Origin of the sequence: Candidatus Halocynthiibacter alkanivorans (assembly GCF_003333265.1) — a bacterium.
Taxonomy (GTDB): Bacteria; Pseudomonadota; Alphaproteobacteria; order Rhodobacterales; family Rhodobacteraceae; genus Halocyntiibacter_A; species Halocyntiibacter_A alkanivorans.
The window spans coordinates 17,419-36,191 of record NZ_QOLB01000136.1 but is presented as its reverse complement, the minus strand read 5'-3'; the positions used below and the strand labels follow the sequence as shown (position 1 = coordinate 36,191).

Genomic DNA, 18,773 nt, shown 5'->3' with positions numbered 1-18,773 from the left:
CGCCGCCGCATAAGCGGAATTAGCTGAACAAATGCAAAGGCCTGGATCCCCGGATCCGGGCCTTTGTTTTGCCGCAAAGTGGTTAAAGTTAACACCAGGTTAACGGCTAGTTTGCAATCCGGGCCAATGAGGACGGATGCGGTGGCGATTGAGTATACAGACCAGTTCTTTGTGATCGATCCCGGCGACCCGCCGGACGCGGGCACAGTGCTGAGCGTGTTTAAGACAGAAATAACCGACAGCAACGAAGACGGCGTGATCAACACCCGCGCCAACGCCGGGGACCTGGTCAATGGTGGCAGCGTCAGCAAAGTCTGGGTCGATGACACCATCACCGTCAATATTGCCGGCGTTGGCGATGTCACCATCACCGGGGTGACATTCTATATCGACGGCCAGGCGGCGCTGTTCACTCCGACGGACGGCACGGTGCTGCAGACCGCCACATTCGTCAGCGCGAGTTTTGTCACCAAATCCACCAAAATCAACGTCGGCGAATTTGGCCCGGCCTGTTTTACCCCGGGCACCTGGATTGATGTGCCGGGCGGGCAGCGCCTGATTGAGGCGCTGCAGCCCGGCGATCTGGTGATGACGCGTGACCACGGTGCCCAGCCCCTGTTGCAGATCAGCCGTCAGAGCGTGGCGGCCAGTGGCGTATTTGCGCCGGTACTTTTCGCGGCTGGCGCGCTGGGCAATGAGGTGGCGCTGCTGGTGTCGCAACAGCACCGCATGTTGATCACCGGCTGGCGGGCGCAGTTATATTACGGTGAAGACGAGGTGCTGGTGCCGGCGCTGCACCTGCTGAATGACCAGACAATCCGGCTGCGGCCTGGCGGCCAGGTAGACTATATTCACCTGTTGTTTCAACGCCATGAGATCGTCACCGCCGCCGGTATCGACTCGGAAAGTTTTTATCCTGCCGAGGCAGACGCGCGTGCAGACCGGGCGGCGGCGGCAGAAATCCGGGCGCTGTTCCCGGACCTGGTCGCGGACCTGGCCGGGGGGCTGAACGAGGGATTGCGGCGTATGCCGCTGGTCCGTCCGCAGATCAAACGCTTTGAGGCGGCGCTGCTGGGCGCCTGACAAGGGTTTTCAGCCGCGGCCGCACTGCCTATACCGGACCTATGTCAAAAGCAAAAAAACCACGCAGTACCAAGGCTAAAACCACCGCGAAAACGGCGACCGGCAAGGCGCGCAAACGCAAGACCGGCGCGGCGGCACCTGGCCTCACGGCACGGTTGCGCCATGCCCCGCTTTTATTGCGGCGTTGGGCGTTGTTGATCGGCGGCGGGTTTGCCGCGCTGCTGCTGCTGGTGATCCTGCTTTATGCGGTGGTGAACCCGCCGCTGACGCCTTACATTTTTTCCGAATCGCGCCGTCTGGGCGGGGTGGAGCGCGAATGGGCACCGCTGGAGGAGATCGCACCAGAAATGCTGCTCTCCGTGGTGGCGGCGGAAGATGCCAATTTCTGCGAGCACTGGGGCTTTGACATGGGCGCGATCCGGGCGGCGATTGACGCCGGCAGCAACCGCGGCGCCTCGACCATTTCCCAGCAAGTGGTGAAAAACTTGTTCCTGTGGCAGGGCCGGTCCTGGCCACGCAAGGCGCTTGAATCGCTGCTGACGCCGGTGGTGGAGCTGGTCTGGAGCAAACGGCGCATTCTGGAGCTCTATCTGAACGTGGCCGAATTTGACGAAGGCGTGTTTGGGGTTGATGCCGCCGCCTGGCGTTATTTCCGCGTCGGGCCCCAGGATCTGAGCGCCGACCAGGCTGCGCGGCTGGCGGCGGTGCTGCCCAATCCTAAAGGCTGGTCGGCCTCCGCGACCAGCGCCGGCATGGCCAGACGTGCGGTCTTGATTGCCGACGGGGCGGCGACAATCCGAGCAGATGGCCGGGCCGCCTGTCTGGAGGATTGAATTGCCCGGCCTTTCGGCGCAATAGAGAAGGGCTGCGACATCTTACCAAAACATAAAGAGCGAACCATGATCCGTCTGTACCAGATCCCCCTGTCTCCCTTCTGCCGGAAAGTGCGCCTCAGCCTTGCCGAAAAACGTCTTGAAGTTGAGCTGGTTGAGGAACGCTATTGGGAGAAGACGCCGGATTTCCTCAACCGCAACCCGGCTGGCAAAGTACCGGTGCTGCGCATGGACGGCATGGTGCTCAGCGAAAGCGCCGCGATCTGCGAATTTATCGAGGAAAAACACCCGGAACCGGCGCTGATGCCGCGCGATGCGGAGGGCCGGTTTGAGGTGCGCCGCCTGGTCAGCTGGTTTGACGACAAATTCCACCATGAGGTGACCTCAAAACTGCTGTATGAGCGGGTGAACAAAAAGCTGAGCGGCGCCGGGTATCCCGATTCCGGAAATGTAAAAGCCGGGGCGCGGGCGATCAAGTTTCACCTCGATTATATGGGATGGTTGCTGGATCAGCGCCGCTGGCTGGCGGGCGACAGCATGACGCTGGCGGATTTTGCCGCTGCGGCGCATCTCTCGGCGCTGGACTATATTTCGGACGTGGACTGGAACCGGCACGCCAGTGTCAAAGACTGGTACGCCAAGATCAAATCGCGCCCGGCGTTCCGCTCGTTGCTGGCCGATAACATTCCGGGTTTCCCGCAGCCGGCCCATTACGCCGATCTGGATTTTTGATTCGATCGCCACGGCGGCGCTTTGGCGCCGTACAGTGGCGGCTGGTGTCTGCCCGATGTATCCTGGGCGGGAAAGTGCCGGCGCAGCCGGCAGAGGTGAGACGTGGCTGACGATCTGAAATCAAAACTGGTGGCAAAGGCGCTGGAAGAAGGCTTTTCCGCCTGTCGCATTACCGGCCCGGATGCGGTGCCCCAGATTGCGGCGCGGTTGCAGCACTATGTTGATGACGGGCGCCATGGACAGATGAGCTGGATGGGCGAACGCATGGGCTGGCGCGGCGATCCGGCGGCGCTTTGGCCTGAGGCGAAGTCGGTGATTATGCTGGCGGAATCCTATACACCACAGCACGATCCGATGGCGGTGATTGCGCGGCCGGACCGGGGTGCGATTTCGGTCTATGCCCAGAACCGCGATTATCATGACATCGTGAAAAAACGGCTCAAACGCGTCGGGCGCTGGTTGCTGGAGCAGCAGACGGAGGCGGGCATCAAAGTCTTTGTCGACACCGCGCCGGTGATGGAAAAACCGCTGGGCGAAGCGGCGGGGCTGGGTTGGCAGGGCAAACATACCAACCTGCTGGGTCGCGAGCTTGGCTCCTGGTTCTTTCTGGGCGCGATATTCACCACCATTGAATTGCCGCGTGACGGTCTTGCCCAGGGCGGTTGTGGCAGCTGCACCGCCTGTCTCGATGCCTGTCCTACAGATGCGTTTCCAGCGCCCTATCAGCTGGATGCGCGGCGCTGCATTTCTTATCTGACCATTGAACATCACGGCCCGGTGGATCTTGAGCTGCGCGAGAAGATGGGCAACCGGATCTATGGTTGCGATGATTGCCTGGCCGCCTGCCCGTGGAACAAATTTGCGTCTGAGGCGCGCGAGATGCGGTATGCCGCGCGCGAGGATCTGCTGGCGCCGAAATTGTCGGAGCTGGCGCAGCTGGATGATGCGGCGTTCCGGGCGCTGTTTTCCGGCTCGCCGATCAAACGCGTCGGGCGGGACCGCTTTGTGCGCAATGTGCTCTATGCGATCGGCAATTCCGGGGACGTACGCCTGCGCGAGGTGGCGCAGGGCTTGTGTGAAGATGCGGACGGGACCGTGTCTGAGGCGGCGCGCTGGGCGGTGTCCCGGCTGTGAATGCGGCGGTGGATCTGGTGGTGGATCTGGCGGGGAGCGCAGCTGCTGTACCCGCGCTGCTGGCCTGGCTGCTGTTCTGGGGCGTGCTGACCTTTCTGGTATTTTCCTGGGACAAATTCTGCGCCCGGCGCGGCTGGCGGCGGGTCTCAGAAGCCAGGCTGCTGTGGCTGGCCGTGGTGGGCGGTATTGCCGGCGCCAAATATGGCCAGCGCCGGCTGCGGCATAAAACCTACAAACAGCCCTTTGGCCGTCGTCTGAATCAGATTGCTGCTTTCTGGGGTCTGGCACTGGGTCTGTGGGCGCTGAACTTTCTGTTTCCAGATCTCGCCGGGGCGGCTATGCCGGGGCAGTGACCCAATCCAAAGCCCGGAAGGCAATAAGATGAATCCGCTGCAAGGTATCCTGTTGAAAATCGGTTCGGTCACCATGTTCGTGACCATGGCCGCGATGATCAAAGCGGCGGCGGCGGAGGGTGTGCCGGCGGGTGAAGCGGTGTTTTTCCGCTCAATCCTGGCGCTGCCGGTGATTTTTGCCTGGCTGGTGCTGCGCGGCGATCTGCGGGAGGGTGTGAAAACAGTCCATCCGATGGGGCATTTCTGGCGCGGCCTCGTGGGCACCAGCGCGATGATGCTGATGTTTGCCGGCCTCGGTCTGCTGCCTTTGCCCGAAGCCACCGCCATCGGTTATGCGGCGCCGATCCTGGTGGTGATTTTTGCGGCGATGTTCCTTGGCGAAGAGGTGCGTGCGTTCCGGCTGTCAGCGGTGGCGCTGGGGCTCATCGGGGTGCTGGTGGTGCTGCAGCCGCGGATGCAGGATCTGAGCGCCGGGGTGGAATATTCCGAGGCCTTTGGTGCCATGCTGATCCTCGCCGGAGCGTTTTGTGCGGCGCTGGCCCAGGTGTTTATCCGCAAGATGGTGCAAGTGGAACGCACCGCCTCCATCGTGTTCTGGTTTTCGGTGACCGCGTCGCTGTTGTCGCTGCTGACCCTGCCCTGGGGCTGGGTGATACCGGGGCCAAAAGTGGCGCTGTTGCTGGGCCTGTCGGGGCTCTGTGGCGGCATCGGGCAGATCCTGCTGACCTCCAGCTACCGCTTTGCCGATGCCAGCGTGATCGCGCCGTTTGAATACAGCTCGATGCTGCTGGCGCTGATCTATGGGTATGCGTTTTTTGACGAGGTGCCGAGCGGGCAGATGCTGGGCGGCGCGGCGATTGTCATCTCGGCCGGGGTGCTGATTATCTGGCGCGAACGGCGGCTGGGGCTGGAGCGGGACAAGCAGCGCAAAGTGATGACACCGCAAGGTTAAACGCGCCGGACCCGTCACTGCAGGCCGGTCACCGCGCGTCCGTCGCGCAACCACTGGGGGGCGGAGACCGGGCACTGACCGGGCGTCTGGAAACGTGAGGCAAACCGTCCGGCAAGCTCAGACAATTGGCCGGTGCGGGTGTGTCGCTCCGGCGCGGGCGTGGCAGGCTGTGCAGCGCCCGGCACCGGCTGCGGGGACGTTCTCAGGACCGCGTCAACGCCGTAATCAGCGGCCGGCGCTCAGTCGAAAGCGGCAATGCGCTGGCGCAGATCCCGATCGGCTTCGATCTGAAATGCGGCGGCGGCGGCTTTGATGCCGCTGGCAAGATTGTTGGGCGAATAGGGCCCGATGCGGCTGGCGCCGGCGACATAGGTCACCTGGGGTGCTTTCAACCCATATTCTTCGCTGTAAACAAAACGCGCACCGGTGCCATACATGCTGAACGAATTGCGCAGCATCTGTTCAAATTCTTCCCGGGGCATGCGCAGCGTGGCGCCGATTGGCAGCACCACTTCCACCGTCAACCCGGGTCCGCCGGTTTCGCCGCGGTATTCCGTGAGCGACTCTTTTGTCAGGCTGAGCGGGCGGAAGTCGGGGTTTTTGGTAATATAGTAGAGTGCCATCGTGATCAAAGCCGGACCCAAAACCAGGGTCAGGGCCACACCAGCTATTATTGTATCACGCCGTTTCATTTTCGCCCCCGTGTGTTCCACGCATTACAATCACGAATGTGGGTTAAATGGCGATTGAAAATCAATGCGGCGACCCGGCTTATTGCGGAGGGTTTGATGCGAATTTTCGCGATTTTCCGCAAAAAGCGGGTGCATTGGGGCGCGGGGCTGGAAACGAATCTGATTTGCAGGCATTCTGGTGCCCCGTATCACAGGAGGAGCTTATGAGCCGCCACCCCGTTGATCATGAAAAAGACAGCGCCGAGACCCGCGTCAAACCCTATGCCAAAGTCATCCGCTCTACCGGGCCGGAAGGCAGCCACCCGGCCTCTCAGGTGTTGATGAAACGCGACCACAGCCGCGCTGGCCCCAGCGCCCGCGTGGCCAATTATCTGCGCATAGACCGCGATTCTGAACATTAAAAAGGCCGGACGCTGGTTGCGCCCGGCCTCATGTGACAGCAGTGTCTGTTGCGCTCAGAGCCGCACCAGTTTCTCGTAAGAGTCTGAAATGTCACGCGCCATGGCACCAACTTCAAAGTTGTAATCGCCGATCTGCCCCACCGGGGTGACTTCAGCTGCGGTGCCGGTCAGCCAGCATTGCTCAAAGCCTTCCAGCTCCTCTGGCATGATGTGGCGCTCGGTGACTTTGATGCCTTTTTCTTTCAGCATCCCGATCACGGTCTGCCGCGTCAGCCCGTTGAGGAAACAATCCGCCAGCGGTGTGTGCACTTCGCCGTCTTTGACAAAGAACATATTGGCGCCAGTGGCCTCGGCAACATAGCCGCGATAGTCAAACATCATCGCATCCGAACAGCCTTTGGCTTCGGCCGCGTGTTTGGACATGGTGCAGATCATATAGAGACCGGCCGCCTTGGCTTCACAGGGGATGGTCTCCGGGCTCGGGCGTTTCCACTTGGAAATGTCCAGTTTGGCGCCCTTGGTTTTGGCATCGCCATAGTAGTTGCCCCATTCCCAGGCGGAAACCGCCATGCGCACCGGGTTGCGGGCCGAAGCGACCCCCATGTCTTCGCCGGCACCGCGCCAGGCCAGAACCCGGATATAGGCGTCGGTCAGACCATTGGCGGCCATCACTGCGGCTTTGGCGGCTTCAATCTCATCAACACTCTGGCTGATTGGCATGTCGATCAGGGCGCCGGAGCGGATCAGTCGCTCCGAATGCAGCCGGGATTTGAAAATCTTGCCATTGTAGGCGCGTTCGCCTTCAAACACCGAGGACGCGTAATGCATCGCATGGCTGAGGATATGCACATTGGCATCGCGCCAGTCGACAAGCGTGCCGTCCATCCAGATTTTGCCGTCGCGGTCATCATATGAGCCGGCCATGTTGCATCCTTTCCTGTGGTTCCCGGGGTGGGTTTTTTCGAATGTTGCGCCAATTCAGTCCGAAGCGGGTATAAAGTTGCGCAGAATATGCTTTTCGCTAACAATTGATTCTTGGAATGTCAACAAGGCTGACTTAAACTGGGGGTCTGTAACATGAATTGTGAACCAGGGGACTGAAATGACAGAACACAGTGGCGGTGGCCGTGCGGGTGGAGAAAGTCTTTTATTCCTGACAGATGAACAGCTGCGCAAAGGCATAGAAGCGATGTTTTTCGCCTATCGCGGCTTCACGGCGGATCCTGACCGGATTCTGGATGAGCAGGGCTACGGGCGGGCACATCACCGGGCGCTGCATTTTATCAACCGGGCGCCGGGCAATACGGTGAACAATCTGCTGTCGATTCTCGGGGTGACCAAGCAGTCGCTGAACCGGGTGTTGCGCACTCTGATCGCCGACGGGCTGGTCGAAAGCCGCGTCGGCACTCAGGACAAGCGTGAACGCCATCTTTATCTGACCGAAATCGGTGTTGCACTCGAGCATCAGCTGTCAGACGCGCAGCGGGTGCGGATGCGTGCCGCCTACCGCACCGTGGGCCCCCAGGCAGTTTCCGGCTTCCGCCAGGTGCTGGAAGCGATGATGGACCCTGAACTGCGCCGCAAATTCAACGCGGCCCGGGAGAGCCGTAAATGATTGCCCAGTCCGAATTCCATCTGATGATCGTGGATGATGATGAGCGCATCCGCAGCCTGTTGCAGAAATATCTGATCCGTCAGGGGTTTTATGTCTCGGCGGCGCGGGATGCGGCCCATGCTCGGCGACTGCTTGACGGGCTCGAATTTGATCTCATTGTGATGGATGTGATGATGCCGGGCGAAGACGGTATCGCGCTGACCCGGTCGCTGCGTGAGACCCTGAGCACGCCGATCCTGCTGTTGACCGCGCGGGGTGAGACCGAAGACCGCATTCGCGGCCTCGAGGCCGGGGCGGATGATTATATCGCCAAACCGTTTGAACCACGCGAATTGCTGCTGCGCATCAACGCGGTTTTGCGCCGGGTGCCGGTGACGGATGCCAGCGCCCGGCGACCCAAACATCTGCAGCTCGGTCCAGTGCGCTATGACGTGGAGCGCGGTGAATTGTGGCACGGGGATCAGCTGGTGCGGCTGACCGCCACTGAAAGCCAGCTGATGCAGATTTTTTCGGCCTGTCCCGGCGAGCCTGTCAGCCGCAGCGCCCTGGTGGAAAAATTGGGCCGGGACACCGGTGGCGCGCAGGAACGGGCGGTGGATGTGCAGATCACCCGGTTGCGGCGCAAGCTTGAAGCCGACAGCAAACAGCCGCGCTATCTGCAGACCGTGCGGGGGGCCGGTTATATGCTGGCACCGGACTGAGCGCCGGACTGAGCGCCGGACCGTGTGCCGGGCCGTGAGCCGAACCGGGTGCCGGCTGAGTACAATATCGCCAGCCAGGCGTGTGTGCCGCCTCCCGTCCAGGCCGGCACCGGGTGGCCCGCAATACGCAGGGCAGCCGGGCCAACGAAGCAGGTGGCGGCGGCACACGGTCTCGACACTGGCGGGTGGATATGGTTTGACTGCCTGGATCACAGACAAAGGGATGCCCCAATGAGCGAAACACCCGTATCGGAAATGAGTTTTGAGCAGGCGATGGCCGAGCTGGAGCGTGTGGTCGGGCAGCTGGAGCGTGGCGATGTGCCGCTTGAAGATTCGATCAAGCTCTATGAGCGCGGTGCTGAGCTGAAAGCCCGCTGCGAGACCCGGCTGAAAGAAGCCGAGGAAAAGGTTGCCAAAATCACCCTGGACCCCAATGGTCAGCCCCGGGGCACCACCCCTGTTGAAGGGCTGTAATGTTTTCTGAGCGACTGAAAACCTGCGCAGATCTGAGCGAGGCCTGTATCCGCGATGCAGTCCCTGCGGGTGTGTTGCCGGTGCTGGAGGGCATGCGCTACGCCACGTCGGGCGGCAAAAGGCTGCGCGCGTTTCTGGTGATGGAATCTGCCGCGCTGCACGATGTGCCGGACCATCAGTCGGTCTTTGCCGCAGCGGCGGTGGAAGCGTTGCACGCCTATTCGCTGGTGCATGACGATCTGCCCTGTATGGACGACGATGATCTGCGCCGCGGCCTGCCCACGGTGCATGTGCAATGGGACGAGGCCACCGCCGTGCTGGTCGGGGATGCGCTGCAGACGCTGGCGTTTGACCTGCTGACCCGGCGTGAGCTGCATGCGGATACCGCCGTGCGGCTTGATCTGGTGGCGGCCCTGGCGCGTGCCTCCGGCGCCTCCGGCATGGTGTTGGGCCAGGCGCTGGATATTGCGGCAGAAACCGCCGAGACCCCGCTGACACTTGATCAGATTACCCGTTTGCAGGCGGCCAAGACCGGCGCGCTGATCACCTGGTCCGCAGAGGCCGGTGCCCGTCTGGGCGGGGCTGATATTGCACCGCTGCGCAGCTACGCTAAGGCGCTGGGCCTGGCGTTTCAGATCGCTGATGATATTCTGGATGTTGAGGGCTGCGCGGAAACCGCCGGCAAACGTCTGCAAAAGGACGCCGAGGCGGGTAAAGCCACCTTTGTCTCGCTTTTGGGCATGGAACCGGCCCGGCAGCGGGCGAAATCTTTGGTAGACGAAGCCTGTGACGCTCTGGCACCCTACGGCGAACGCGCTGCGACCTTGCGGCAGGCAGCAACTTTCGTTATTTCGCGAGACAAGTAAGCAGCGTTGCGGAGACGTTATGTCAGACAGACCCATCACCCCGACCCTTGACCGGGTTCATGTGCCAGCGGATATGAAACTGTTGTCAGACGCTGATCTGAGCCGGCTGGCCGCTGAGCTGCGTGCCGAAACCATCTCGGCGGTGTCTGAGACCGGCGGCCATCTGGGCGCCGGGCTGGGTGTGGTTGAGTTGACGGTGGCGCTGCATGCGGTGTTTGAGGCGCCGAAAGACCGGCTGATCTGGGACGTGAGCCACCAGAGTTACCCCCATAAAATTCTCACCGGGCGCCGGGACCGGATCCGGACCCTGCGCCAGAAAAACGGCTTGTCGGGCTTTACCAAACGCAGTGAATCCGCCTTTGACCCCTTTGGTGCCGCGCACAGTTCGACGTCGATCTCGGCCGCGCTTGGTTTTGCGGTGGCGCGTGATCTGGGTGGTGCGCCGGAACACGGGCTGGGCGACGCCATCGCGGTGATTGGTGATGGTGCGATGTCGGCGGGTATGGCCTTTGAGGCGATGAACAATGCCGGCCACCTGGGCAAGCGGCTGTTTGTGGTGCTGAACGACAATGACATGTCGATCGCGCCGCCGGTGGGGGCGCTGTCCAGCTATCTGACCCGGCTCTATGCCGGCGCGCCGTTTCAGGAGCTGAAAGCCGCGGCGCGCGGCGCGGTCAGCCTGCTGCCACCGCCGTTTCAGGAAGGCGCACGCCGGGCCAAGGAAATGCTTAAGGGCATGACCATCGGCGGCACGCTGTTTGAAGAATTGGGGTTCTCCTATGTCGGGCCGATTGACGGCCATGATATGGAGCAGCTTCTGGCGGTGCTGCGCACGGTGAAAGAGCGCGCCACCGGGCCGATCCTGATCCATGTGATCACCAAAAAAGGCAAGGGTTACGCGCCGGCCGAGGCCGCAGATGACCGGGGCCATGCCACTGCGAAATTTGATGTGATCTCCGGCAAACAGAAAAAAACGCCGTCCAACGCGCCGTCTTATACCGGGATTTTTGGCGAAGAGTTGCTGCGCCACGCCGCGGCGGACAGCCGTATCTGTGCGGTCACTGCGGCGATGCCGGACGGCACCGGCCTGTCACTGATGGCGGAACGTTACCCGTCGCGCTGTTTTGACGTGGGCATTGCCGAACAGCACGGCGTCACTTTTGCGGCCGCTCTGGCAGCGGGCGGCATGCGGCCGTTCTGCGCGCTGTATTCGACCTTTTTGCAGCGCGGCTATGACCAGGTGGTGCATGATGTGGCGATTCAGCGCCTGCCGGTGCGCTTTGCCATCGACCGCGCCGGGCTTGTCGGTGCAGACGGTGCCACCCATGCCGGCAGTTTCGACATCAGCTTTATGGCCAACCTGCCGGGCATGGTGGTGATGGCGGCCGCGGATGAGGCCGAGCTCGTTCATATGGTGGCCACCGCCGCAGCTTATGACGACGGGCCGATCGCCTTTCGCTATCCACGCGGCGAGGGCACCGGCGTTGACTTGCCCGCCACGCCCGAAGTGCTGGAGATCGGCAAGGGCCGCATCGTCAGTGAGGGCAAGCAAGTGGCGATCCTGTCCTTTGGCACCCGGTTGGAAGAGGTGCAGAAAGCCTGTGAAACACTCGCGGCACGCGGTATCATCCCGACAGTGGCGGACGCCCGTTTTGCCAAACCGCTGGACCGGGACATGATCCTGGATCTGGCGGCCAGTCACGAAGCGCTGATCACCATTGAAGAGGGCGCGGTCGGCGGTTTTGGTTCTCATGTGGCGCAGCTTCTGGCAGAAGAAGGCGTGTTTGACCACGGCTTGAAATTCCGCTCGATGGTGCTGCCCGATATCTTTATCGACCAGTCCAGCCCGGAAGACATGTATGCGGTGGCTGCTATGAACGCACCGCAGATTGAAGCCAAGGTACTTGAGGTACTGGGCGTTGCGCAGTTGGACAGCAAACGAGCGTAACTTCCGTTTCTTTTTGGTTTAAATATCCCCGCCGGAGGCATTCTTACGCGTCGCGCGGCAAAAAAAGCCTCCGGCGGGGATACTTAAACAAAGAGAAAATCTCAGTCTTTCGCCACCAGAAGCGCCGCCAGCCCGACCTTGTAATCCGGATATTTTAACACCACGCCGAGTTCGTCTTTAATACGCGCATTGCTCACTTTTTTGCTTTCTGAATAAAAGCTGCGCGCCATTGCTGTCATTTCAGCCGTTTCAAAATTCTCAGACGGGGGCAGCGGCAGCCCGAGCAGCTCCGCCGCATGTGCAATTACATCCTCAGGCGGCGCGGGGTCATTGTCACAGACATTGTAGACGGCACCAGGGCGCGGCTGCGCGATTGAAGCTGTGAGCACCTGGGCGATGTCTTCCACATGGGTGCGGGAAAACACCTGATCCTGTTTGAGAATGCGCCGCGCGGTACCGGCCCGCACTTTGGCAAATGGTCCGCGGCCAGGGCCATAGATGCCGGCAAGGCGGAAAATATGCAGCGGCAGATCATACTCCGCCGCCAGTTGCTGCCAGGCGGCTTCGGCCTCAACCCGTTGCTGGCCACGTTTTGTGCTGGGATGGAGCGGCGTCTCTTCATCGACCCAGCCGCCCTGGTGGTCGCCATAGACACCGGTGGTGGACAGATAGCCGATCCAGGCTGGCCGCGCGGTTTCAAAAGCGCCGCGGCAGTCCTTCAGCACCGGATCCCCCTCTGCTCCTGGCGCGGCCGATATCAGCACGTGGCTGGCCTGCGCCACCAGCGCTGACATATCGGTCCCCGGCCAGAGCACTGGTGCAACACCGTCCTGTGCCAGCGCCCGGGTCTTCTCTGGCGTGCGCGTGGTGCCGGTGACGGACCAACCGCCGCTCTGGTGCAGCAACCGGGTCAGGGCCCGGGCGCAGTAGCCGTGGCCAAAGGAAAGCAATCTCTGTGTCATGGGCACAATCTGGACCGGAGTGCCGCCGGGTTCAAGGGGGGCTTGCGCCGGCCGCGATCTTATGGACAAATGCTCTATGGACCCGCTGAAGACTCTCTCCCCGCCCCAGAGCCTGGCTCTGTACGCCCGGCACAGCCGTGGCAGCGATCCGCGCCGGTGCGGGACCGGGTTTCAGCCTTTCTTTTTCCGGAGCATTACCGGCACCACAAGGCAGGCCAGCAGACGCCGCCAGACATATTCAGATTGAGGACGCATATGAACACACCAGACGCCAGTTTTCCGATTCTGACCCCGCCGTTGCGCGCACATGAGGCTTTCAGTGACGCGCGCGCCGCCACCGCGCGGCTGATCGAACTCTACCAGGAAGCGACGGATTTTCTCTGTAACCAGTTTTCCCAAAGCGTTTCCGGCCCGCGCCCGGACGTGCGCTTCCGGGCGTTTTATCCAGAAGTGCGCCTGACCACCAATACTTTTGCCCAGACTGACAGCCGGCTGAGTTTTGGCCATGTGGCCGCACCCGGCATGTACTCTGCCACCATCACCCGTCCGGATCTGTTTGCGGGCTATCTGGAACAACAGATCGGGCTGTTGATTGAAAACCACGGCACTTCTGTGATGGTGGGCCCCTCGGGCACCGAAATGCCGGTGCATTTTGCCGTTTCCAACAACCCCTCTGTCACCGTGCCGCAGCAGGGCGCGATGCAGTATCCGCTGCGCGACGCTTTTGATGTGCCGGATCTCTCCACCACCCATGATGAAATCGTCAATGTGATGGGCTGGACCCACCCGGACGGCTCGCATCCGCTGGCGCCGTTCACCGCCCAACGGGTGGATTATTCGCTGGCGCGGCTCGCCCATTACACCGCCACCGCGCCGGAGCATTTCCAGAACTACGTGCTGTTCACCAACTATCAGTTCTATGTCGAAGAATTTGAGACCTATGCCCGCGAGGCGCTGGCGGATCCGGACTCTGGCTATACTTCCTTTGTCGGGCCGGGGAATGTTGAAATCGCCGGTGCGCAGGACGACATGGTCCAGCCGGCAAAACTGCCGCAGATGCCGACCTATCACCTGAAACGCGCCGGTGGCAGCGGCGTCACCCTGGTGAACATTGGCGTCGGCCCCTCCAACGCCAAAACCGCCACCGATCATATCGCGGTGCTGCGGCCGCACGCCTGGCTGATGGTGGGCCACTGCGCCGGGCTGCGCAATTCCCAGCGGCTGGGCGATTTTGTGCTGGCGCATGCCTATCTGCGCGAAGACCATGTGCTGGACGATGATCTGCCGGTCTGGGTGCCGATCCCGGCGCTGGCGGAAATTCAGATCGCGCTGGAACAGGCGGTGGCCTCAGTGACAAAACTGTCGGGCTATGAGCTGAAGCGCATCATGCGCACCGGCACGGTGGCCACCATCGACAACCGCAACTGGGAACTGCGCGAGCAGGCCGGGCCGGTGCAGCGCCTCAGCCAGTCCCGCGCCGTGGCGCTGGATATGGAAAGTGCCACCATCGCCGCCAACGGGTTTCGCTTCCGGGTGCCCTATGGCACCCTGCTCTGTGTCAGTGACAAACCGCTGCATGGCGAACTGAAACTGCCCGGCATGGCCAGTGATTTCTACAAAACACAGGTCGCCAGCCACCTGAAAATTGGCATCAAAGCAATGGAAAACCTGCGCGAAATGCCGCTGGAAAGCATCCATTCACGCAAACTGCGCAGTTTTGAAGAAACGGCTTTCCTTTGAGTTCGCGAAATTTCGCCCAAAAACGCTAAATTTAAGGGGAAACGCACAGTAATGATTGTGCGTCTCCCCAAAATACCGTTACAAACCTGGGCATACCCCCCAAAAAAACAGAGCGGGGGATCTATGAGGAGATTCAAACGTGTCGAAACCAATGACCAAAACCCAGCTGGTAGCTGCACTGTCCGAAGAAATGGGCACTGATAAAAAATCCGCTGGTTCCGCACTGGATGCTGTGACCGCCATCATCACCCGCGAAGTCGCCGGCGGTGGTGCTGTGACGCTGCCAGGTGTTGGCAAAATCTATTGCCGTGAGCGCCCAGAACGCATGGTACGCAACCCGGCCACCGGCGAGCAGATCAAAAAAGACGCAGACAAAGTGGTGAAAATGACCATCGCCAAAGCGCTGAAAGACAGCGTCAACGTCTGAGCTTGCATTGACATGCAAATGAATTAGGGTCGCCCTCCGGCGGCCCTTTTTTTGGGCCTGCCCATTGGGGGTTATCAGATGGATCTGCGTTCACTGCTGATGGGGCTGACCTTTGCGCTGGCCTGGTCTTCGGCCTTTACATCGGCACGGATCATTGTGGCCCAGGCGCCGCCGCTGGCCACGCTGTCGCTGCGGTTTCTGGTCTCCGGTCTGATCGGGGTGCTGATCGCACGCGCTCTGGGTCAGACCTGGCGGCTGAGCCGGGAGCAATGGCGCAGCACCTTTATCTTTGGCCTGTGTCAGAACGGGATTTATCTGGGGCTGTTCTTTTTCGCCATGACCCGGATTGAGGCTTCGCTGGCCTCCATCATTGCCTCCACCATGCCCTTGATGGTGGCGCTGGCCGGCTGGATGTTTATGGGCCAGAAGCTGCGCCCTCTTGCGCTGGCCGGTCTGGCGGCGGGGCTGGGCGGCGTGGCGCTGATCATGGGCAGCCGCCTCAGCGCCGGCGTGGATCTGACCGCTGTTATGCTCTGTGTGCTCGGCACCATGGCGCTGACGCTGGCGACACTGTCGATCCGCAAAACCGCCGCGGGGGGCAATCTGCTGATGGTTGTCGGCTTGCAGATGTTTGTCGGCGCGGCCGCGCTGGCGCTGGTCTCGCTGTTCACCGAGGTCTGGGTGGTTGAGATGAGCACCTCGCTGGTGGCGGCCTTTGTCTACACGACGATCGTGCCCGGGCTGGCAGCGACCTGGATCTGGTTTGCACTGGTCGGGCGTATCGGCGCGGTGAAAGCGGCCACATTTCATTTTCTCAACCCGTTTTTTGGCGTTGCGGTGGCCGCTGTGCTGCTGGGAGAAAAGCTGGGCCCGCTGGACGTTGTGGGGGTGGTGATTATCACCCTCGGCATCCTGGCGGTGCAGCTGGCGAAACAAGAGCGTGCGCCCGCCACAAGCTGAGAGCGGCGGCGGGCAGGTGTCCGTTTACCAGATCGCCATCAATACCAGCTAATCTGGGGTCATTGTTTCGAAAGTGTATTCAATGACAGCTGCCCGCTCTACTGCTTGCCCAACTACCCGTCAGACGGACTGCGCAACCGCCCGGTTGCGCGTCAGCGCTCTCGGCGACGCTCTTTTCCGCCGCGATTCTGGCCGCGATGCCGGCTGCGTCCCTGAGCCTGGTGGCGGGCCCGTCCGCGACCCGGGCTGCGACCCGGTCGGTGACCGTGCCTGCGACGGGGCCAGAAACCCGCAGGCCCGCCTCAACACCGACCTCAACACCGACCTCAACACCGACCTCAACACCGACCTCAACACCGGCCTCGACACCGGCCTCAACACCGGCCTCGACACCGGCCTCAACACCGGCCTCAACACCGGCCTCGACACTGGCCCTGCCCGGTGTGTTGATTCCCGCCCGGGCGCTGAGCCGGAGACCAGCCCTGAGCCTGGCTCCGCGGGTGTCCCCGGTGCCTGCGCTGCCGCCCACCCTGCTGCCTGCCCATTTGACAGCCCTCCTATGGCCTCCGGTAAGCGTCCGCGCGACATATCTGTTGCCAAGCGCGGCATGGACCTGTGCCTGCTGCTGCCGGCCCTGGTGCTGGCACTGCTGCCGGGGCTGGTGATCACGCTGCTGCTGTTGCTGCTGCAGGGCCGGCCAGTGTTTTACATCTCAAAGCGGGTCGGGGCTTTTGGCCGGCGTTTTGATATGATCAAGTTTCGCAGCATGACCGCTGACCGCGCAGCCTCTGAGGATCTGGCCGCTGAAGGTCCGGCCGGGGGGCATCTCAACCCGCGCATCACACCTTTGGGACGGTTGCTGCGCGCCAGCCGGCTGGATGAGCTGCCGCAGCTGATCAATATTCTGCGCGGAGAGATGAGTTTTGTCGGCCCCAGACCACCGACCCTCGGCTGCGCGTAGCAATTTCCGGGGACATGCCGGGAGATGTTGCAGCGCCGCCCGGGTCTGAGCGGGCTGGCGACGCTGATGCTGTTTGGGTCTGAAGCACGGCTGTTGCAGCACACGGAATCAGACGCGGAGGCTGCGGAGATTTACCGACGCAGGTGCCTGCCGCGCAAAGTGGCGCTGGAGCGGATCTACCGGCGCCGCGCCTCTCTGGTGCTGGATCTGTGGATCCTGGCCTGGACAGTGCTGTTGTTGCTGAGCGGAGCACGGCGCCCGCTGCGCCTGCGGCGCGCCCTGCGCCGGTTGCCAGTGTTGCGCGCCCTCGGGTGGTTGCGGCCGTGGCAGCGGTGCAGGCGGGGCATGCTGCCGCAGCGGAGCGCTGAACACGTCTCCCGGGAGAGAGGCGGCCTTGATCGCGGCCCCGGGCGCGACGCGGGTTCTCTGCGCTGGTCCCCTTAGTCAGCCCCGTCACCGATACAGCTGGCCAGCGCTGTCCACAGTATCGGGGCGAAGGCGTGATGTGCCGGTTCTCCGGGCGGGCAACCGGCCCACCACGAAACCCACCACGAAACCCGGCACGTAACCCGGTACGTAACGCGCCACGAGACCCGGCACCTGGCACGACGCGAAAGCGCCAATTATGCTGGCACGGAGACCACTGGCCGGGACGGCGACAGGGGCGGCGCCAGGGGGCAGCAGCCAGTGTTGGCACCGGGGCAAAATCCAGCAAGCGCCCGCACAAAGACGGAAGTCAGGTGGCGGGCGGATTTATCCGATTTTGCCGTGCAGCCCTTCCCCGACCTGGCCGCGATGCAACAGCAGATGGTCCAGCACCACACAGGCCATCATCGCTTCGCCCACCGGCACCGCGCGGATGCCGACGCAGGGATCGTGACGACCTTTGGTGATCAGCGTGGTTTCTTCGCCGGATTTGGTGATCGTATTGCGCGACGTCAGGATGGAAGAGGTCGGTTTTACCGCAAACCGCACCACCAGGTCCTGGCCGGTGGAGATGCCGCCCAGAATACCACCGGAATGGTTGGAGGAATATTCCGGCCCCTCAGCACCCATATAAATTTCATCAGCATTGTCAGTGCCCAGCAGATCGGCCGCCGCCATGCCTTCGCCGATCTCAACGCCTTTCACCGCGTTGATCGACATCATCGCCGCCGCCAGATCAGTGTCGATCTTGCCATAGACCGGCGCGCCCAGCCCTGCCGGCACATTGCGCGCCACCACTTCAATCACCGCGCCGACGGAATTATGCGATTTGCGGATGCCGTCGAGATAATCGGACCACTCATGCGCTGCCTCTGCATCGGGCAGGAAAAACGGGTTCTGGTCGATCGCGGCATCATCAAAACGCGCCCGGTCCAGCACTTTGGCGCCCATCTTGACCATATATCCGCGGATCTCGATGCCGGGCGCCAGTTTTTTCAACGCTTCGCGCGCCACGCCACCGGCGGCAACACGGGCTGCGGTTTCACGTGCCGAGGAGCGCCCGCCGCCGCGATAATCGCGGATGCCGTATTTCTGCCAATAGGTGATGTCGGCATGGCCGGGGCGAAATTTTTCGACAATCTCGCCGTAGTCTTTCGAGCGCTGGTCGGTATTGCGGATCATCAGCTGGATCGGCATGCCAGTGGAAACACCTTCAAATACGCCAGACAGGATTTCCACCTCATCGGCTTCGCGGCGCTGGGTGGTGTGCTTAGAGGTGCCCGGTTTGCGCAGATCCAGCCAGCGCTGCAGCATGGCGGCTTCAACCGGCACGCCGGGAGGGCAGCCATCCACAGTGGCGCCAAGCGCAGGCCCGTGACTTTCGCCCCAGGTGGTGACACGGAAAAGACGGCCGAAACTGTTGGTGCTCATGGGCGATATCCTTTGCTTCTCACCGGTGTAACGCCAAAGTCGGTGGTGGAAAACCCATTTGACGCAGAAAGGGCGGCGCGCA

Annotated in this window: 22 protein-coding genes; 17 read left to right on the top strand and 5 right to left on the bottom strand. The window is 61.9% G+C overall.

Features of this window, described 5'->3' with window-relative positions; translation table 11 throughout:
- The first annotated feature begins 141 nt into the window (after positions 1–141).
- The 6 genes from DWA01_RS17365 to DWA01_RS17340 all read left to right on the top strand — a co-directional run bounded on the left by DWA01_RS17365 (position 142) and on the right by DWA01_RS17340 (position 5,087).
- Positions 142–1,083 carry a Hint domain-containing protein gene (locus DWA01_RS17365; protein ID WP_160116076.1) on the top strand — a complete coding sequence of 314 codons (942 nt, stop codon included), beginning with the start codon at positions 142–144 and terminating at the stop codon, positions 1,081–1,083.
- A 41-nt stretch (positions 1,084–1,124) separates the two neighbouring features.
- Positions 1,125–1,916 carry a monofunctional biosynthetic peptidoglycan transglycosylase gene (gene mtgA, locus DWA01_RS17360; protein WP_114287068.1) on the top strand — a complete coding sequence of 264 codons (792 nt, stop codon included), beginning with the start codon at positions 1,125–1,127 and terminating at the stop codon, positions 1,914–1,916.
- A 66-nt stretch (positions 1,917–1,982) separates the two neighbouring features.
- Positions 1,983–2,648 carry an FtsZ-binding protein FzlA gene (fzlA, locus tag DWA01_RS17355; RefSeq protein WP_114287067.1) on the top strand — a complete coding sequence of 222 codons (666 nt, stop codon included), beginning with the start codon at positions 1,983–1,985 and terminating at the stop codon, positions 2,646–2,648.
- Between the two features lie 102 nt (positions 2,649–2,750).
- Positions 2,751–3,782 (top strand): tRNA epoxyqueuosine(34) reductase QueG, encoded by a 1,032-nt coding sequence (gene queG, locus DWA01_RS17350; protein ID WP_114287066.1) that lies wholly within the window; start codon positions 2,751–2,753, stop codon positions 3,780–3,782.
- Positions 3,779–4,135, top strand: a complete 357-nt coding sequence (locus DWA01_RS17345; RefSeq protein ID WP_235008596.1) for a DUF1294 domain-containing protein — start codon at positions 3,779–3,781, stop codon at positions 4,133–4,135. The genes queG and DWA01_RS17345 overlap by 4 nt, the downstream gene beginning before the upstream one ends.
- A gap of 28 nt (positions 4,136–4,163) precedes the next feature.
- Positions 4,164–5,087: a DMT family transporter gene (locus DWA01_RS17340; protein WP_114287065.1), complete on the top strand. Its 924-nt coding sequence runs from the start codon at positions 4,164–4,166 to the stop codon at positions 5,085–5,087.
- 239 nt (positions 5,088–5,326) lie between these two features.
- Here the strand turns inward: DWA01_RS17340 and DWA01_RS17335 are convergent, their stop codons facing one another.
- Positions 5,327–5,779, bottom strand: a complete 453-nt coding sequence (locus DWA01_RS17335; protein WP_114287064.1) for a hypothetical protein — start codon at positions 5,777–5,779, stop codon at positions 5,327–5,329.
- 203 nt (positions 5,780–5,982) lie between these two features.
- Between DWA01_RS17335 and DWA01_RS23000 the strand changes: the two genes are divergently transcribed.
- Positions 5,983–6,180 carry a hypothetical protein gene (locus tag DWA01_RS23000; RefSeq protein WP_136057775.1) on the top strand — a complete coding sequence of 66 codons (198 nt, stop codon included), beginning with the start codon at positions 5,983–5,985 and terminating at the stop codon, positions 6,178–6,180.
- Positions 6,181–6,234: 54 nt separating this feature from the next.
- Here the strand turns inward: DWA01_RS23000 and DWA01_RS17325 are convergent, their stop codons facing one another.
- Complete coding sequence (locus DWA01_RS17325) at positions 6,235–7,104, bottom strand: branched-chain amino acid aminotransferase (RefSeq protein WP_114287062.1); 870 nt, start codon at positions 7,102–7,104, stop codon at positions 6,235–6,237.
- Between the two features lie 178 nt (positions 7,105–7,282).
- On the opposite strand from DWA01_RS17325, the gene DWA01_RS17320 reads away from it, so the two are divergent.
- The 5 genes from DWA01_RS17320 to dxs all read left to right on the top strand — a co-directional run bounded on the left by DWA01_RS17320 (position 7,283) and on the right by dxs (position 11,784).
- Positions 7,283–7,795 (top strand): MarR family winged helix-turn-helix transcriptional regulator, encoded by a 513-nt coding sequence (locus DWA01_RS17320; RefSeq protein ID WP_114287061.1) that lies wholly within the window; start codon positions 7,283–7,285, stop codon positions 7,793–7,795.
- On the top strand, positions 7,792–8,496 hold the full coding sequence (locus DWA01_RS17315) for a response regulator (protein WP_419187019.1): 705 nt from the start codon (positions 7,792–7,794) through the stop codon (positions 8,494–8,496). The genes DWA01_RS17320 and DWA01_RS17315 overlap by 4 nt, the downstream gene beginning before the upstream one ends.
- A 231-nt stretch (positions 8,497–8,727) precedes the next feature.
- Positions 8,728–8,970 (top strand): exodeoxyribonuclease VII small subunit, encoded by a 243-nt coding sequence (locus DWA01_RS17310; RefSeq protein ID WP_114287060.1) that lies wholly within the window; start codon positions 8,728–8,730, stop codon positions 8,968–8,970.
- The gene (locus DWA01_RS17305) at positions 8,970–9,836 is read left to right on the top strand and encodes a polyprenyl synthetase family protein (protein WP_114287059.1); all 867 of its coding nucleotides are present in this window, start codon (positions 8,970–8,972) and stop codon (positions 9,834–9,836) included. The genes DWA01_RS17310 and DWA01_RS17305 overlap by 1 nt, the downstream gene beginning before the upstream one ends.
- Before the next feature lie 19 nt (positions 9,837–9,855).
- A complete protein-coding gene (gene dxs, locus DWA01_RS17300; protein ID WP_114287058.1) occupies positions 9,856–11,784 on the top strand; it encodes a 1-deoxy-D-xylulose-5-phosphate synthase in 1,929 nt (642 codons plus the stop codon).
- 101 nt (positions 11,785–11,885) lie between these two features.
- Here dxs and DWA01_RS17295 read toward each other — a convergent pair whose 3' ends face one another.
- On the bottom strand, positions 11,886–12,746 hold the full coding sequence (locus DWA01_RS17295) for an SDR family oxidoreductase (RefSeq protein WP_114287057.1): 861 nt from the start codon (positions 12,744–12,746) through the stop codon (positions 11,886–11,888).
- Positions 12,747–13,001: 255 nt separating this feature from the next.
- Between DWA01_RS17295 and DWA01_RS17290 the strand changes: the two genes are divergently transcribed.
- The 3 genes from DWA01_RS17290 to DWA01_RS17280 all read left to right on the top strand — a co-directional run bounded on the left by DWA01_RS17290 (position 13,002) and on the right by DWA01_RS17280 (position 15,873).
- The gene (locus DWA01_RS17290; RefSeq protein ID WP_114287056.1) at positions 13,002–14,486 is read left to right on the top strand and encodes an AMP nucleosidase; all 1,485 of its coding nucleotides are present in this window, start codon (positions 13,002–13,004) and stop codon (positions 14,484–14,486) included.
- Positions 14,487–14,625: 139 nt separating this feature from the next.
- Positions 14,626–14,913, top strand: a complete 288-nt coding sequence (locus DWA01_RS17285; protein ID WP_114287055.1) for an HU family DNA-binding protein — start codon at positions 14,626–14,628, stop codon at positions 14,911–14,913.
- Between the two features lie 78 nt (positions 14,914–14,991).
- Positions 14,992–15,873 (top strand): DMT family transporter, encoded by an 882-nt coding sequence (locus tag DWA01_RS17280; protein WP_114287074.1) that lies wholly within the window; start codon positions 14,992–14,994, stop codon positions 15,871–15,873.
- Between the two features lie 79 nt (positions 15,874–15,952).
- On the opposite strand, the gene DWA01_RS23185 is transcribed toward DWA01_RS17280, so the two are convergent.
- A complete protein-coding gene (locus DWA01_RS23185) occupies positions 15,953–16,402 on the bottom strand; it encodes a hypothetical protein (protein WP_160116075.1) in 450 nt (149 codons plus the stop codon).
- A 30-nt stretch (positions 16,403–16,432) separates the two neighbouring features.
- On the opposite strand from DWA01_RS23185, the gene DWA01_RS23180 reads away from it, so the two are divergent.
- Both DWA01_RS23180 and DWA01_RS17270 read left to right on the top strand, forming a co-directional pair.
- Entirely contained in the window at positions 16,433–16,834 is a 402-nt protein-coding gene (locus DWA01_RS23180; RefSeq protein ID WP_160116074.1) for a sugar transferase, read from the top strand.
- Positions 16,835–16,858: 24 nt separating this feature from the next.
- Complete coding sequence (locus DWA01_RS17270; RefSeq protein ID WP_114287053.1) at positions 16,859–17,278, top strand: hypothetical protein; 420 nt, start codon at positions 16,859–16,861, stop codon at positions 17,276–17,278.
- A gap of 309 nt (positions 17,279–17,587) precedes the next feature.
- Here DWA01_RS17270 and aroC read toward each other — a convergent pair whose 3' ends face one another.
- Entirely contained in the window at positions 17,588–18,691 is a 1,104-nt protein-coding gene (gene aroC / locus DWA01_RS17265; RefSeq protein WP_114287052.1) for a chorismate synthase, read from the bottom strand.
- Positions 18,692–18,773: the final 82 nt, after the last annotated feature.

Coding starts and splice junctions, on each gene's coding strand:
- mtgA (WP_114287068.1), top strand. CDS start 1,125: ATGTCAAAAGCAAAAAAACCACGCAGTACCAAGGCTAAAACCACCGCG.
- fzlA (WP_114287067.1), top strand. CDS start 1,983: ATGATCCGTCTGTACCAGATCCCCCTGTCTCCCTTCTGCCGGAAAGTG.
- DWA01_RS17340 (WP_114287065.1), top strand. CDS start 4,164: ATGAATCCGCTGCAAGGTATCCTGTTGAAAATCGGTTCGGTCACCATG.
- DWA01_RS17335 (WP_114287064.1), bottom strand. CDS start 5,779: ATGAAACGGCGTGATACAATAATAGCTGGTGTGGCCCTGACCCTGGTT.
- DWA01_RS23000 (WP_136057775.1), top strand. CDS start 5,983: ATGAGCCGCCACCCCGTTGATCATGAAAAAGACAGCGCCGAGACCCGC.
- DWA01_RS17325 (WP_114287062.1), bottom strand. CDS start 7,104: ATGGCCGGCTCATATGATGACCGCGACGGCAAAATCTGGATGGACGGC.
- DWA01_RS17320 (WP_114287061.1), top strand. CDS start 7,283: ATGACAGAACACAGTGGCGGTGGCCGTGCGGGTGGAGAAAGTCTTTTA.
- DWA01_RS17315 (WP_419187019.1), top strand. CDS start 7,792: ATGATTGCCCAGTCCGAATTCCATCTGATGATCGTGGATGATGATGAG.
- DWA01_RS17310 (WP_114287060.1), top strand. CDS start 8,728: ATGAGCGAAACACCCGTATCGGAAATGAGTTTTGAGCAGGCGATGGCC.
- DWA01_RS17305 (WP_114287059.1), top strand. CDS start 8,970: ATGTTTTCTGAGCGACTGAAAACCTGCGCAGATCTGAGCGAGGCCTGT.
- dxs (WP_114287058.1), top strand. CDS start 9,856: ATGTCAGACAGACCCATCACCCCGACCCTTGACCGGGTTCATGTGCCA.
- DWA01_RS17295 (WP_114287057.1), bottom strand. CDS start 12,746: ATGACACAGAGATTGCTTTCCTTTGGCCACGGCTACTGCGCCCGGGCC.
- DWA01_RS17290 (WP_114287056.1), top strand. CDS start 13,002: ATGAACACACCAGACGCCAGTTTTCCGATTCTGACCCCGCCGTTGCGC.
- DWA01_RS17280 (WP_114287074.1), top strand. CDS start 14,992: ATGGATCTGCGTTCACTGCTGATGGGGCTGACCTTTGCGCTGGCCTGG.
- DWA01_RS23180 (WP_160116074.1), top strand. CDS start 16,433: ATGGCCTCCGGTAAGCGTCCGCGCGACATATCTGTTGCCAAGCGCGGC.
- DWA01_RS17270 (WP_114287053.1), top strand. CDS start 16,859: ATGTTGCAGCGCCGCCCGGGTCTGAGCGGGCTGGCGACGCTGATGCTG.
- aroC (WP_114287052.1), bottom strand. CDS start 18,691: ATGAGCACCAACAGTTTCGGCCGTCTTTTCCGTGTCACCACCTGGGGC.